Annotated in this window: 11 protein-coding genes and 1 pseudogene; 7 read left to right on the forward strand and 5 right to left on the reverse strand. The window is 57.4% G+C overall.

Going from position 1 to position 13,742, the window contains the following annotated elements:
* Nucleotides 1–9 precede the first annotated feature (9 nt).
* Both hemN and H3L92_RS10140 read left to right on the forward strand, forming a co-directional pair.
* Nucleotides 10–1,416 (forward strand): oxygen-independent coproporphyrinogen III oxidase, encoded by a 1,407-nt coding sequence (gene hemN, locus H3L92_RS10135; RefSeq protein ID WP_085366466.1) that lies wholly within the window; start codon nt 10–12, stop codon nt 1,414–1,416.
* A gap of 383 nt (nt 1,417–1,799) precedes the next feature.
* The gene (locus H3L92_RS10140; RefSeq protein ID WP_085366468.1) at nt 1,800–3,452 is read left to right on the forward strand and encodes a glycosyltransferase family protein; all 1,653 of its coding nucleotides are present in this window, start codon (nt 1,800–1,802) and stop codon (nt 3,450–3,452) included.
* A 67-nt stretch (nt 3,453–3,519) separates the two neighbouring features.
* Here H3L92_RS10140 and H3L92_RS10145 read toward each other — a convergent pair whose 3' ends face one another.
* Entirely contained in the window at nt 3,520–4,401 is an 882-nt protein-coding gene (locus H3L92_RS10145; protein ID WP_085366470.1) for a lysophospholipid acyltransferase family protein, read from the reverse strand.
* Nucleotides 4,402–4,567: 166 nt separating this feature from the next.
* On the opposite strand from H3L92_RS10145, the gene H3L92_RS10150 reads away from it, so the two are divergent.
* The 3 genes from H3L92_RS10150 to H3L92_RS10160 all read left to right on the forward strand — a co-directional run bounded on the left by H3L92_RS10150 (nt 4,568) and on the right by H3L92_RS10160 (nt 7,338).
* Nucleotides 4,568–5,113, forward strand: coding sequence for a TIGR00645 family protein (locus H3L92_RS10150; RefSeq protein ID WP_085366472.1), 546 nt, complete (start codon nt 4,568–4,570; stop codon nt 5,111–5,113).
* A gap of 136 nt (nt 5,114–5,249) precedes the next feature.
* Entirely contained in the window at nt 5,250–6,419 is a 1,170-nt protein-coding gene (gene metK, locus H3L92_RS10155; protein ID WP_085366493.1) for a methionine adenosyltransferase, read from the forward strand.
* Nucleotides 6,420–6,744: 325 nt separating this feature from the next.
* Nucleotides 6,745–7,338: a Z-ring associated ZapG family protein gene (locus H3L92_RS10160; RefSeq protein ID WP_158088163.1), complete on the forward strand. Its 594-nt coding sequence runs from the start codon at nt 6,745–6,747 to the stop codon at nt 7,336–7,338.
* A 447-nt stretch (nt 7,339–7,785) separates the two neighbouring features.
* On the opposite strand, the gene miaB is transcribed toward H3L92_RS10160, so the two are convergent.
* The 3 genes and pseudogenes from miaB to H3L92_RS13405 all read right to left on the reverse strand — a co-directional run.
* Entirely contained in the window at nt 7,786–9,105 is a 1,320-nt protein-coding gene (miaB, locus tag H3L92_RS10165; RefSeq protein ID WP_085366476.1) for a tRNA (N6-isopentenyl adenosine(37)-C2)-methylthiotransferase MiaB, read from the reverse strand.
* 18 nt (nt 9,106–9,123) lie between these two features.
* On the reverse strand, nt 9,124–9,501 hold the full coding sequence (locus H3L92_RS10170) for a hypothetical protein (protein WP_085366478.1): 378 nt from the start codon (nt 9,499–9,501) through the stop codon (nt 9,124–9,126).
* A 135-nt stretch (nt 9,502–9,636) separates the two neighbouring features.
* Nucleotides 9,637–9,783 (reverse strand): annotated as a pseudogene (locus H3L92_RS13405) (signal peptidase); the annotation flags it as partial.
* Nucleotides 9,784–9,869: 86 nt separating this feature from the next.
* Between H3L92_RS13405 and H3L92_RS10175 the strand changes: the two are divergent.
* Both H3L92_RS10175 and ruvC read left to right on the forward strand, forming a co-directional pair.
* A complete protein-coding gene (locus tag H3L92_RS10175; RefSeq protein ID WP_085366480.1) occupies nt 9,870–11,339 on the forward strand; it encodes a protein adenylyltransferase SelO in 1,470 nt (489 codons plus the stop codon).
* Nucleotides 11,340–11,578: 239 nt separating this feature from the next.
* A complete protein-coding gene (gene ruvC, locus H3L92_RS10180) occupies nt 11,579–12,124 on the forward strand; it encodes a crossover junction endodeoxyribonuclease RuvC (protein ID WP_085366482.1) in 546 nt (181 codons plus the stop codon).
* 352 nt (nt 12,125–12,476) lie between these two features.
* Here ruvC and fabF read toward each other — a convergent pair whose 3' ends face one another.
* Nucleotides 12,477–13,724 carry a beta-ketoacyl-ACP synthase II gene (fabF, locus tag H3L92_RS10185; RefSeq protein WP_085366483.1) on the reverse strand — a complete coding sequence of 416 codons (1,248 nt, stop codon included), beginning with the start codon at nt 13,722–13,724 and terminating at the stop codon, nt 12,477–12,479.
* Between the last annotated feature and the right edge of the window lie 18 nt (nt 13,725–13,742).

The following is a 13,742-nucleotide window of genomic DNA, read 5'->3' on the forward strand; positions in this document are numbered from 1 at the left end:
AATTATTTAATGAAAATCATAAAGATACACAACAACACTGAGCCTGAATTCGACCGCGGGCTGATTGCTTCTCTACCTTCCAACGGCCCCCGCTACACTTCTTACCCGACCGCCGACCGCTTCCACAGCGGTTTTGGCGAAACCGACTATTTGGAATCACTCAATATGCGTCACGCAGGGGCTTTAAACAAACCCTTGTCGCTTTATATCCATATTCCTTTCTGCAATACCATCTGCTATTACTGCGGCTGCAACAAAATCATCACGAAAGACAAAACCCGCGCCGATGCCTACCTCGAATACCTCGAAAAAGAAATGGCGCTGCTCGCCCCACATCTGGACGGCCGCCATCAGTTGGCGCAGCTGCATTTCGGCGGCGGCACACCCACGTTTTTGAGCGACGGGCAGCTTGAGCGCGTTTTTGCGATGATACGGCGCTATTTCGATTTGATTCCCGGCGGCGAATATTCGATAGAAATCGACCCGCGCAAGGTCAGCCGCGAAACCGTGCTGCATTTGGGCAGGCTGGGCTTCAACCGCATGAGCGTGGGCATTCAGGACTTCGACCCGAAAGTGCAGGAAGCAGTCAACCGCGTGCAAACTGTTGAAGAAACGCGCGAAGTGATTGAGACCGCACGCGAAGCGGGGTTCAAATCGGTGAGCGTGGATCTGATTTACGGCCTGCCGCACCAATCGCTCGAAAGCATCAAACCCACCCTCGAAACCGTGCTTTCGCTCGACCCCGACCGCCTGGCGCTTTACCACTACGCCCATCTGCCGCATATTTTCAAACCGCAGCGCCGCATCGACACCGCCGCCGTTCCCGGCAGCGAAGAAAAACTCGATATTCTGCAATACGCCGTGCAAACGCTCACCGCCCGCGGCTATGTATTTATCGGCATGGATCATTTCGCCAAACCCGACGACGAACTCTCGCTGGCGTTGAAAGAAGGCTGGCTGCAACGAAATTTCCAAGGCTATTCCACTTATGCCGACTGTGATCTGATTGCCTTGGGCGTGTCGTCTATCGGCAAAATCGCCAATGTCTATGTTCAGAACGAGCGCGACATCGATGCCTACTACGCCGCCATCGACGCCGGCCGCCTGCCCGTGATGCGCGGCTACCGCCTCAACCAGGACGACCTGCTGCGGCGCAACATTATCCAAGACCTGATGTGCCGTTTCGCATTGGATTTCCGGGTGTATGAAAGCGTGTTCGGCATCTCGTTCGCACACTATTTCCAAACCGAGCTGGCGGATTTGCGGCAACTGGCCGGCCTCGGCCTGCTGGTGCTCAAACCGCACGGCTTGCAGGTTACGCCGAAAGGGCGGTTTTTAATCCGCAATATCGCCATGGTGTTCGACTACCACCTGCGCCACAAAGAAACCACGGCCCAATATTCCAAAACGGTTTAGAGTATATCGCCATGAGGCCGTCTGAAAAACCGAACTATCCTCCCAAAAGATAAAGCAGTTTTTTTCAGACGGCCTGATACCTTTGCAAAATTCAAATTACTACCTGAAAACCTGATTCCCGTCATTCCCGCGTAGGCGGGAATCCAGTTGCTTGGCATATAAGTTTTTGTTTAACCAATACTTCAATGTTTACCTCTGGATTCCCGCCTACGCGGGGGTAGCGCAGCGAACTTGCGAAGCTAATGACGGTGTTAAGCATTTCAGACGGCATCAAGATATTTTTACAAAGGCCCCGGCCTATTGTCATTATCTTCGCAACGCCTCCCTATCCCGCGCCGTTATTTGTTACACTTAAACCCGTTTGACTTTTCATTTCCCGCCCCATGCTGACCTACACCCCGCCCGAATCCCGTTCGCCCGCGCCCACCCGCGAAAAACCTTGGCTGCTGCTGTTGCTGGCGTTTGCTTGGCTGTGGCCGGGCATTTTTTCGCGCGATTTGTGGAATCCGGCCGAACCGGCGGTTTTCACGGCCGTAGAAGCGTTTTTAAACGGTGCCGCCGCATGGCTGCCCACCGTGCTCGACCAGCCTTATTTCAACGTATCGCCCGTATATGTGTGGGTGGCGGCGCTGTTCGAGAGGCTGCTCTCGCCGTGGGCGGCCGATGCTTATTCCGCCGCCCGTTTCGCCAGCGTGCTGTTTACCGCCGTCGGCCTGCTGTGCTGCGGCAGCGCGGGTTTCCGCTTTTTGGGCCGCCATCAGGGGCGCAGCGTGGCGCTGATTTTAATCGGCTGCACGGGGCTGATTACGATGGCGCACTTTCTCGGCGGGCAGTCGGTGGTGTTTGCCGCGCTGGGCATGTGTTTGTATGGTTTCTCGCTGGCGCAGACGCGCGTGATTATGGCCGCGCTGATGCTGGGCGGCGGCTGGGCGTTGCTGTCGGTGTCGGCCGGGCTGCTGCTGCCCGCCGCGCTGATGCTGGCGGCACTGGGTTTGCTGGCGCATCCGCAATGGCAGTTCAAACGCTACTACCTCACGCTGGTGGGCGCGTTTGCGTTTGCCCTGCCGATGATGCTGGTGTATCCGTTTGCGCTGTTTAAAACCGATGCGGCGGCTTTTGCAGTCTGGCTGCACCATTATGCGTTCGGCGCGTTCGGCGGCACGCAGAGTTTTCAGACGGCCTTTTCGCTGCCTTATTATTTGAAAAACCTGTTGTGGTTTGCCTTTCCCGCCTGGCCGCTGGCAATCTGGACAGCCACCCGTATGCAGCTTTCCCGCCAACGCTGGGGCGTGCTTGCGCTGGTTTGGCTGGCCGCCGCCACCGTGCTGCTCACGTTCAGCCCGCACCGCTACCAAGACCATCTGGTTTGGCTGCTGCCGCCGCTGGCGCTGCTCGGCGCGGCGCAGCTCGACGGCCTGCGGCGCGGCGCGGCGGCGTTTATCAACTGGTTCGGCATTATGGCTTTCGGCCTGTTTGCGGTGTTTTTATGGCTGGGCTTTTTTGCCATGAACTACGGCTGGCCGGCGAAACTGGCCGAGCGTTCTTATTATTTCAGCCCGTATTACATTCCCGACATCAACATCATGCCCATGCTGGTGGCCGTGTCGTTCACGCCCGTGTGGCTGTGGGCGATTACGCGCAAACACATCCGCGGGCGGCAGGCCGTTACCAATTGGGCGGCGGGGGTAACGCTGGTGTGGGCGTTGATGATGACGCTGTTTCTGCCGTGGCTCGATGCCGCTAAAAGCCATGCGCCGGTGGTGCGGCAGATGGAAGCGTCGCTGCCCGCCGGTCTGAAAACCGCCCTGGCCGAGGGCGCAAGCTGCGTGAGCGTGGATGCCGGCGCCGCTACCGCACGCATCGTGTGGCAGCAATACGGCACGCTGAAGCTGCGCGTGAACGATGCTTCGTGCGCCTACCGTTTAGTGCAGCAGCCAAAAGGCAGCGCCATTCCCGACGGCTGGCATCTGCTGTGGGAAGGCGCCCGTCCGCGCAATAAAACGGAAGGCTTCGCGCTGTTGGAAAAGGCCGTCTGAAACGGTTCGGCATGGTTTCAGACGGCCTTTGGCGCGGTTTGTTTGTTATTTAAAACGTGAAGTTTGTTCAGCTTTCAAGCGGCGGTTCCGGTGCGCCGGCGGGGTGTTTGTAGCGGTTGTAGGCAAACAGGTATTGGTGGGGAAAGCGTTTGATCCAATATTCCACATTGCTGTTGATCACCTGCGCATCGTGAGCCTTATCGCCGTTGAGTTCGCCCTGTAACGGCTCGATATGCAGTACGAACCCCTGCCCTGCGGGCAGACGTTCGCCCACGAAAAACAAGGCTTTCACGCCTTTCACTTGGGCGAGTTTGCCCGCCAGCGTCATGGTGTAGGCAGGTTTGCCGAAAAAACCGGCCCATACGCCTTCGCCGCCTTCGTGCGGGTCGGGCACATGGTCGGGCAGCACGATGGTGGCCTCGCCCGCGCGCAGGGCTTTGATAATCTGCTTCACGCCTTGGATATTGGTGGGGGCGGTGCGCCCTTTGCCGCGCACGCGGCCGGCCTGCATCACTTGGTCGAACGCTTTGATTTTCGGCGGTTTATACATGGCGGTGAGCGGAAACGGCAACTGCTCGCTGATATAACGCCCCGCAATGTCGTAGCTGCCGATGTGCGGCGTGATCAGCAGCAAACCTTCGCCGTTTTCCACCGCCTGCCGGATATGCTCCCAACCGTGTGCGGCCCTGAACAGCCCCGCCACCTGCTCAGGCCGCCTGAAAAAAGCCACCGGCAGCTCCAACCCGCCTTTGGCCGTTTCCCGCAGCACGGCTTTAACGGCGGCATCGTCTGCATTCAGGCCGGCAATCTGCAAATTGCGGCGTATCCTTTCGCGGTCTTTGCGGGCAAGATAAAAACCCAAGCTGCCCAACGCATCGCCTATGGCGTGCAGCGTGCGCAGCGGCAGTGCGGCAAACAGGCGGAACAGCAGAAAAACCAGAGTTTGCATGGCGGTGGCGGTAAGTGTTGGTAAAAGCGGCATTGTAATGGAAAACCGCGCCGGCGGGTGGCCGGGCGAAACCCCGGCAAAACCGCCGGCCCGGGATGAAAATATTGAATTCGGCGCTGAAACAGGGTAATTTCTGCACTTTTGCCAACTTTCTGTTTGAAATACTATGGAACACCAACCCCAATCCCCCGCCCCGCTGGGCCAACCGCCCTCTTGGATTGCCCAGATGATTTTCGCCAGCCGCTGGCTGCAACTGCCGATTTACCTCGGCCTGATTGTGGTGCAGGCGGTTTATGCCTACAAATTCATCAAATCGCTGTGGCACCTGATTGTGAACCTGAACCAGATGGACGCCAACACCATCATGCTGGCGGTGCTCAACCTGATCGACGTGGTGATGATTGCCAACCTCTTGGTAATGGTGATTGTGGGCGGTTATGAAATTTTCGTGTCGAAACTGCGCACCGAAGGCCACCCCGACGAACCCGAATGGCTCAGCCATGTGAACGCTTCGGTGTTGAAAGTGAAGCTGTCGATGTCGATTATCAGCATTTCCTCCATCCACCTGCTGCAAACCTTTGTGAACGCCGCCAACCTGCCCGAAAAAACCATGATGTGGCAGCTTTTGCTGCACTTGGGCTTTCTGGCCTCGGCGCTGGCGATGGCCTACACCGACAAAGTTCTCTACGGCACCAGCCACAAAAGCCATTAACCCTTTTCATACGGCCTGATGAATTATTCATGCAGGTATGGCCGGGGCGGCCCGCCATCTCTGCTATAATTTGGACCGTTTAGCTACCATGCAAACCGGCAGGCTGCCGGTTTGCTTCTTTTACGAAAGAACCACCATGAGCGAATATGTGTTTACTTCTGAATCCGTGTCAGAAGGCCACCCCGATAAAGTTGCCGACCAGATTTCCGATGCCGTTTTAGACGCCATTCTGGCGCAAGACCCTAAAGGCCGCGTGGCCGCCGAAACCCTGGTTGCCACCGATTTGTGCGTGCTGGCCGGCGAAATCACCACCACCGCAAAAGTCGATTACGAACAGATTGCCCGCGAAACCATCGCCCGCATCGGCTACAACAACCCCGAATGGGGCTTTTCGGCCGATTCCTGCAAACTGGTTTTGAACTACGGCCAGCAGTCGCCCGACATCGCCCAAGGCGTGAACGAGGGCGAAGGCGTAGATTTGAATCAGGGCGCGGGCGACCAGGGCCTGATGTTCGGCTACGCCTGCGACGAAACCCCCGTGCTGATGCCGTTTGCCATCTACTACAGCCACCGCCTGATGCAGCGCCAGAGCGAAGTGCGCAAAAGCGGCCTCCTGCCATGGCTGCGCCCCGATGCCAAAGCCCAGCTAACCTGCGTTTACGACAGCGAAACCGGCAAAGTGAAACGCATCGACACCGTAGTGCTCTCCACCCAGCACGATCCCGACATCAGCCGCGAAGATTTGATTGCCGCCGTGAAAGAACACATCATCTTCCCCGTGCTGCCCAAAGAAATGCTCACCGAAGAAACCAAATACCTGATCAACCCCACCGGCAACTTCGTTATCGGCGGCCCGCAGGGCGACTGCGGCCTGACCGGCCGTAAAATCATCGTCGACACCTACGGCGGCGCGGCCCCGCACGGCGGCGGCGCGTTTTCAGGCAAAGACCCCACCAAAGTCGACCGTTCCGCTGCCTACGCCTGCCGCTACGTTGCCAAAAACATCGTGGCCGCGGGCTTGGCGCGCCAATGCCAGATTCAGGTTTCCTACGCCATCGGCATCGCCGAGCCGACCTCCATCGCCATCGACACCTTCGGCACCGGCGAATTGAACGAAGCCGAACTGATCAAGCTCGTGCGCGAACACTTCGACCTGCGCCCAAAAGGCATCATCCAAATGCTCGACCTGTTGCGCCCGATTTACGGCAAATCCGCCGCCTACGGCCACTTCGGCCGCGAAGAGCCGGAATTCACCTGGGAGCGCACCGACAAAGCCGCCGCGCTGAGAGCCGCCGCAGGTTTGTAACGGCGCCCATGCCATGCGACACAGGCCGTCTGAAAACAAATGTTTTTCAGACGGCCTGAAACCTTTGCAAAATTCCTTTCAACATCTTAAAACCTCTGCGTTATGCCCGGGCTTGATCCGGGCATCTTTTTGTTTCAAAAGAAATAACACAGACACTCGGGTCAGGCCCGAGTATGACGGGATACAAATATTTTCAGGAGTAACCCGGCTTTTTGCAAAGGTCCAGGCCTGTGTTTATCTGCCCGCCATTGTTCCCGCACCCGTTTCATTGGTAAGATACGGGCGGCAGTTTTCCGGTTATGCCGCCGAACACAAGGAGAACAAAATGAATACGCTACCCTGGGAAGCACAACTCGCTTTAGCCGCCGTTATCGGCTTTGCCGCCGGCCTGCTGCTGATGTGGCTGCTGATGCGCCCGAAAGCCAACCAGCATAAAAAAGAGCGCGAAACGCTGATGCAGGAATTCGGCCAATACCGCCGCAAAGTGGACGAGCATTTCGTTGAAACCGCCGCCGCCGTCGACGAACTGAACCGTAGCTATCAGAAAGTTATCCAACACCTGAGCAGCGGCGCGCACACCCTGATGGGCAAAGAAACCTTGCAGGAGCAGCTCACCAAACGCGGCAATGCCTCGGTTACCGTGGCCTATCTGGCTGCCGGCACCGCCGCTGCGGCAGACCATACCCCCGAAGCCGCTGCCACCGTAACCATAGATGCCGTTGCCACCGCGCCGGCTGATGTTGATTTAGACGAACAAACCCCCGTGAGCGACGCGCCCGTGATCACCCCGCCGCCGCTGGCCGACGATTCCGCCGCGCCGTCTGAAGCAGGGCAGGCGGAAACCGAGGGGCAGGAAAATGCGGCGGTTGCGGCATCCGAATCCGCCGAAACCGAACCGGCAGCCGCAAACAAGGCATGATTTTTCGGCAAACAAATAACAGCGCGCCGACGGGTTGCTAAAGCACCCGCGTCATACTCGGGCTTGCCCCGAGTATCTCTCTTTTCAAACAATGAGCTGCCCGGGTCAAGCCCGAGCATAATGCAGAGAAACCGAGACCTTTGCAAAATTCATTTAGGCCGTCTGAAACATCAGATTATCGTCATTCCCGCGTAGGCGGGAATCCAGTCGTTTTTTTGTAAGCTATTGAAATAAAATACTTGATGGTTTAAAGGCTGGATTCCCGCCTACGCGGGAATGACGGAATTTAAGCATTTCAGACGGCACTCAGGGTATTTTTGCAAAGGTCTCAAACCTTTAAAACACCGAAACAACTTGCAAAAGTCTCGATCTTAAGTATTTTGATAAAGGCAACAGGCCGTCTGAAAACCTTTTCAGACGGCCTGTTGCCTTTATAAGCGGAGGGTTTCAAACCAATTCGCCGCGCAGCGAAAACGTGTAGGCTTCCGTGATTTCCAGCTCGACCATTTGGTTGATCAGATCGGCGGAGCCGGTGAAATTTACCACGCGGTTGTTGGCGGTGCGCGCCTGCAACTGGTCGGGGTCTTTTTTCGAGATGCCCTCCACCAGGCAGCGCTGCACCGTGCCGAGCATGGTTTGGTTGATGCGGGCGGTTTCGGCTTCGATCACTTCGTTCAAGGCTTCCAAACGGCGCACTTTTTCTTCGTGCGGCGTGTCGTCGGGCAGGTTGGCCGCCGGTGTGCCGGGGCGCGGGCTGTAAATGAATACGAAGCTCAAATCGAAGGCGATGTCTTTCACGAGCTTCAAGGTTTGCTCGAACTCGCGCTCGGTTTCGCCGGGAAAGCCGACGATAAAGTCGGAACTCAAACACAAATCGGGGCGGATGGCGCGCAGTTTGCGGATGATGGATTTGTATTCCAGCGCGGTATAGCCGCGTTTCATCGCCGAGAGCACGCGGTCGGAGCCGCTCTGAATCGGCAGGTGCAGGTGCGAAACCAGCTTGGGCAGGTCGCGGTAGCATTCGATGATGGCATCGGAAAATTCGCGCGGGTGGCTGGTGGTGAAACGCATACGCTCGATGCCGGGAATTTCGTGCACGATGCGCAACAGGGTGGCGAAGTCGCAGATTTCGCCGTTGTCCATTTCGCCGCGGTAGGCGTTCACGTTTTGCCCCAACAGGTTGATTTCTTTCACGCCCTGCTGGGCAAGGTTGGCGATTTCGGTGAGCACGTCGTTTAAGGGGCGCGAAAACTCTTCGCCGCGGGTGTAGGGCACCACGCAGAAGCTGCAATATTTGGAACAGCCTTCCATAATCGACACGAACGCCGAGCCGCCTTCCACGCGCGCGGGCGGCAGGTGGTCGAATTTTTCGATTTCGGGAAAGGAAATATCCACCTGCGAGAGGCCGGTGGTTTCTTTGTCCATAATCATTTTCGGCAGGCGGTGCAGGGTTTGCGGGCCGAACACCACGTCCACATAGGGCGCGCGTTTCACGATGGCTTCGCCTTCCTGCGAGGCCACGCAGCCGCCCACGCCGATAATCAGATTGGGGTTTTTGGCTTTCAGGGGCTTGATGCGGCCCAAATCCGAAAACACTTTTTCCTGCGCTTTTTCGCGCACGGAGCAGGTGTTGAACAGAATGATGTCGGCCTCTTCGGCCTCGCTCACTTGCACCAAATCATCGCCTTCCGCGAGCACGGAAAGCATTTTTTCGCTGTCGTATTCGTTCATCTGACAGCCGAAGGTGCGGATAAATACTTTTTTCATATCAAACGGATAAATGGTTTATTGGCGGGCGGCGCGCTGCTCGAAAGCCTGCTTTTCGGCATCGGTGAGCACCCAGATTTCGCTGATGTTGCCGGCTTCGTTGCGGCGCACGGCCACGGCTTTGCCGGTGTGGCCGGTGAGTTTGCCGCGCACGATGAAACGGTTGCGTTCGTCTTTGATGCGTAAATCGGGCGTGGTGTCAAATGCGGCGGCGTTGCCGTCGAGCCAGCCCAACGTGAGGATTTTCAGCCAGGATAGGCCGCCGTCGCTCAACACGATTTGCGGGTAAGCCACCTGCTTCAACACCGCCACTTCCATATCGGCCGGCACGGCGCGCTGCGCCCAGGTTAGAGAAGAAAACAATAAAATCAACAGGGTAAACAGTTTTTTCATCATATTTTTCTGCCGTAATGTGAGTAAGACAGCGGCGGATTATAGCACAACGGCTAAGACAGAGCCTTTGTTTTCAATAGGAATTCGGCCCGCAGGCGGCAGGGTTGCGGAAATGATGCAAAGGCTATATATAGAATGAGACCTTTGCAAAACCTCCAGGTGTGGATGCAGTTCAAGGCGTAGCAGCGCAGCGAGCGCAGACCTATCAAGTGGATAGGCAAGTGAGCGAGCAGCACACAACGAAGAAATGCGCCGCAGATGGGGGGTTTGCAAAGGTCTCAGGATAGGCCGTCTGAAACGCAGCGCCGAGCCTGCACAAACGCCGCATTATATTTTTCAGACGGCCTCAAACGATAAAAAAAGGAAAAACCATGCCGCACACACTCCCCCTAACCGCGCCCGCTGTTTGCAGCCTGCCCGAAACCTTTTACAGCCGCATCCGCCCCGAACCGCTGGCCCAACCTTATTGGGTGGCGCAAAACCACGCGTTGGCGGCAGAAATGGGCTTGAGGCCGTCTGAAATCTTCGACAACCCCGACAACCTGCTCTATCTCGCCGGCAGTGCGCCCGCCTACGACCCCGTGCCCATAGCCACCGTGTACAGCGGCCACCAGTTCGGCGTGTATGTGCGCCAGCTCGGCGACGGGCGCGCGGCTTTGCTGGGCGACAGCACCGGCGGCGGGCAGCGCCGGGAATGGCAGCTCAAAGGCGCGGGCAAAACGCCTTATTCGCGCTTTGCCGACGGCCGTGCGGTGCTGCGCTCCAGCATACGCGAATACCTCTGCTCCGAAGCCATGCACGGCCTGGGCATCGCCACCACTCGCGCGTTGGCGCTCACCGGCAGCAACGATGCGGTTTACCGCGAAGAAGCCGAAACCGCCGCCGTGGTTACGCGCATCGCCCCGAGCTTTATCCGCTTCGGCCACTTCGAATACCTCTACCACACCGGCCAGCACCACAACCTGCCCGTGTTGGCCGACTTTTTAATCGAACACCACTTCCCCGAATGCCGCGAAGCCGACAACCCTTATCTGGCATTTTTCCAAACCGTTTCGCAGCGCACCGCCGAACTGATAGCCGCCTGGCAGAGCGTGGGCTTCTGCCACGGCGTGATGAACACCGACAATATGTCGGCGCTCGGTTTAACCATAGATTACGGCCCGTTTGGCTTTCTCGACCATTACGACCGCCGCCACGTCTGCAACCATTCCGATTCCGGCGGGCGCTACGCCTACAACGAACAACCCTATGTGGCGCATTGGAACCTGAGCCGCTTCGCCTCGTGCCTGCTGCCGCTGGTGCCGGAGGGCGCATTAATCGACGAGCTGGAACGCTTTCCCGAAGCATTTCAGACGGCCTATACCGCCAAAATGCGCGCCAAAATCGGCCTGCAAACCGAAGAAAAAACCGACGGCGAACTCATCGGCGATATGTTTGCCGCCCTGCAAGGCAGCAAAGTAGATTTCACCCTGTTTTTCAGGCACTTGGCCAATGTGGGCAACACGCACGGCGAACCGCTGCCGCAAGATTTGGCCGCCCTGTTCCAAGGCCCAGCCGATGCCTTTGTCCACTGGATCGGGCGCTACCGCGGCAGACTGCGCGCCGAAAACAGCAACCCCGAAACGCGCGCCGAACGCATGAACGCCGTCAACCCGCTGTATGTGCTGAGAAACTACCTGCTCGAACAGGCCATCGAACAAGCCAAAAACGGCGACTTCCGCGAAATCGAACGCCTGCACCGCTGTATGCAGAACCCGTTTGAAGCGCGGCGGGAATTTGCCGACTTCGCCGAACGGCCGCCGGAATGGGCAGGCGGCATTTGCGTGAGCTGTTCGAGTTAGGCGCCGCGCCTGTTTTAAAAAAGCGCAGGCCGTCTGAAATACCCGACTGCCGAATACCCGACTGTCGTCATACTCGGGCTTGACCCGAGTATCTCTTTTTCTTCACAAACAAACAGATGCTCGGGTCAAGCCCGAGCATGACGCAAGTGTTTTAAGGTATCGGAAAGAATTTTGCAAAGGCCTCGGCCTGCCGTTTATCCCTGCTATAATCCGCATCTTTCCACAGGCCGTCTGAAAACATGAACACCCGCCCCACCCGCATCCTCGGCATCGACCCCGGCAGCCGCGTTACCGGCTTCGGCGTTATCGACGTGCGCGGGCGCGAGCATTTCTATGTGGCATCGGGCTGCATCAAAACCCCGCCGAACGCGCCGCTGGCCGAACGCATCGCCGTGATTGTGAAACATATCGACGAAATCATCGCCGCCTACCGCCCGCAACAGGCGGCGGTGGAGCAGGTGTTTGTGAACGTCAACCCCGCCGCCACGCTGATGCTCGGCCAAGCGCGCGGCGCGGCGCTGGCGGCGCTGGTGATGCACAACCTGCCCACGTTCGAATACACCGCCCTGCAAGTCAAACAAGCCGTGGTCGGCAAAGGCAAAGCCGCCAAAGAGCAGGTGCAGCATATGGTGGTGCAGATGCTGGCCCTGTCGGGTACGCCGCAGGCCGATGCCGCCGACGGCCTCGCCGTCGCCCTCACCCACGCCCTGCGCAACCACGGCCTGGCCGCGCAGTTGCAGCAAGGCGGCCTGCAAATCAAACGCGGGCGTTTCCAAGTGAAATAGATTTAGTGTCTGTTGAAAAAAGTCGGGTTGTTTATATAGTGAATTCAAATAAAAACTCCGAAATGAAATAACTGCATTCAAACTTGCAATTGGGCGATATGCTAAAGAATCGTTTTACCCTACTTCGGCATTCTTATTTTAATCCACTATACTTTAGGCTCTAGACTAGCAGCTTTATATAAATACTCTCTGATTTCTATGGGGCTTACTATGAAGATAATGGCAAACGACTTCGATTTTAAAGGTATTCTGGAAGCTTGGTCATAAAAAACTGCTCCTGTCTGAGTTGGTTAAGGTGTCCAACCTTTGGGGAGCAGTTCAACGGTTTTCAGACGGCCTCTATATTTAGAAATCAACCTTCGAATTTCTTAAACACCAAAGTGCCGTTGGTGCCGCCGAAGCCGAACGAGTTGGAAATCGCCACATTGATTTTCACATCGCGGGCTTCGTTGGCGCAGTAGTCCAAGTCGCAGCCGGATTCGATGTCTTGCTCGAAGATGTTGATGGTGGGCGGCGATTTTTGGTGGTGCACGGCCAATACGCTGTACACGGCTTCCACGCCGCCGGCGGCGCCGAGCAGGTGGCCGGTCATTGATTTGGTGGAGTTGACCACGACTTTGTAGGCATGGTCGCCCAGCGCCAGTTTCAGAGCGTTGGTTTCGTTGGCGTCGCCCAACGGGGTGGAAGTGCCGTGTGCGTTGACGTAATCCACATCGCCGGGGTTCAGGCCGGCGTCTTTGAGGGCGCGGGTAACGGCGATAGCGGGGCCTTCGACGTTGGGCGCGGTGATGTGGTAGGCATCGGAACTCATGCCGAAGCCGACGATTTCGGCATAGATTTTGGCGCCGCGTTTTTTGGCGTGTTCCAGCTCTTCCAGCACCAGAATGCCGGCGCCTTCGCCGATAACGAAGCCGTCGCGGCCTTTGTCCCACGGGCGGGAGGCGGTGGCGGGATCGTCGTTGCGGGTGGAAAGTGCCTTCATGGCGGCGAATCCGCCGACACCCAAGGTGCAGATGGCGCCTTCGGCACCGCCGGCAATCATCACGTCGGCGTCGCCGTATTTAATCAGGCGGGCGGAGTCGCCGATGGAGTGCGCGCCTGTGGTGCAGGCGGAAACCATGCCGTAGCTGGGGCCGCGGTAGCCTTTGAGTATGGTTACGTGGCCGGCAATCAGATTAATCAGCGAGCCGGGAATGAAAAACGGGTTGATTTTGCGCGCGCCGCTTTCCTGCACCACGGTGCCGGTGGCTTCGATGCTGGGCAGGCCGCCGATGCCGGAGCCGATGTTGACGCCCACGCGGTCTTTATCGAGATTTTCGGTTTCGTCCAACCCGGCGTCGGCGATGGCTTGTAGGGAGGCGGCGATGCCGTAGTGGATGAATGCGTCCATGCGGCGGGCTTCTTTGGGGCTGATGTAGGCGCCGATGTCGAAATCTTTCACTTCGCCTGCGATTTGGCTGTTGATGTCGGAGGCGTCGAAGCGGGTGATGGTGCCGATGCCGCTTTTACCGGCCAAAAGGTTGTTCCAAGCGGTGGCGGTATCGTTGCCCACGGGCGATACCTGACCCAAACCTGTGATAACGACTCTTCGCTGACTCATAATGTTCTCGCTGTTTTC

Source organism: Neisseria dentiae (genome assembly GCF_014055005.1).
Taxonomy (GTDB): Bacteria; Pseudomonadota; Gammaproteobacteria; order Burkholderiales; family Neisseriaceae; genus Neisseria; species Neisseria dentiae.

Coding starts and splice junctions, on each gene's coding strand:
- hemN (WP_085366466.1), top strand. CDS start 10: ATGAAAATCATAAAGATACACAACAACACTGAGCCTGAATTCGACCGC.
- H3L92_RS10140 (WP_085366468.1), top strand. CDS start 1,800: ATGCTGACCTACACCCCGCCCGAATCCCGTTCGCCCGCGCCCACCCGC.
- H3L92_RS10145 (WP_085366470.1), bottom strand. CDS start 4,401: ATGCAAACTCTGGTTTTTCTGCTGTTCCGCCTGTTTGCCGCACTGCCG.
- H3L92_RS10150 (WP_085366472.1), top strand. CDS start 4,568: ATGGAACACCAACCCCAATCCCCCGCCCCGCTGGGCCAACCGCCCTCT.
- metK (WP_085366493.1), top strand. CDS start 5,250: ATGAGCGAATATGTGTTTACTTCTGAATCCGTGTCAGAAGGCCACCCC.
- H3L92_RS10160 (WP_158088163.1), top strand. CDS start 6,745: ATGAATACGCTACCCTGGGAAGCACAACTCGCTTTAGCCGCCGTTATC.
- miaB (WP_085366476.1), bottom strand. CDS start 9,105: ATGAAAAAAGTATTTATCCGCACCTTCGGCTGTCAGATGAACGAATAC.
- H3L92_RS10170 (WP_085366478.1), bottom strand. CDS start 9,501: ATGATGAAAAAACTGTTTACCCTGTTGATTTTATTGTTTTCTTCTCTA.
- H3L92_RS10175 (WP_085366480.1), top strand. CDS start 9,870: ATGCCGCACACACTCCCCCTAACCGCGCCCGCTGTTTGCAGCCTGCCC.
- ruvC (WP_085366482.1), top strand. CDS start 11,579: ATGAACACCCGCCCCACCCGCATCCTCGGCATCGACCCCGGCAGCCGC.
- fabF (WP_085366483.1), bottom strand. CDS start 13,724: ATGAGTCAGCGAAGAGTCGTTATCACAGGTTTGGGTCAGGTATCGCCC.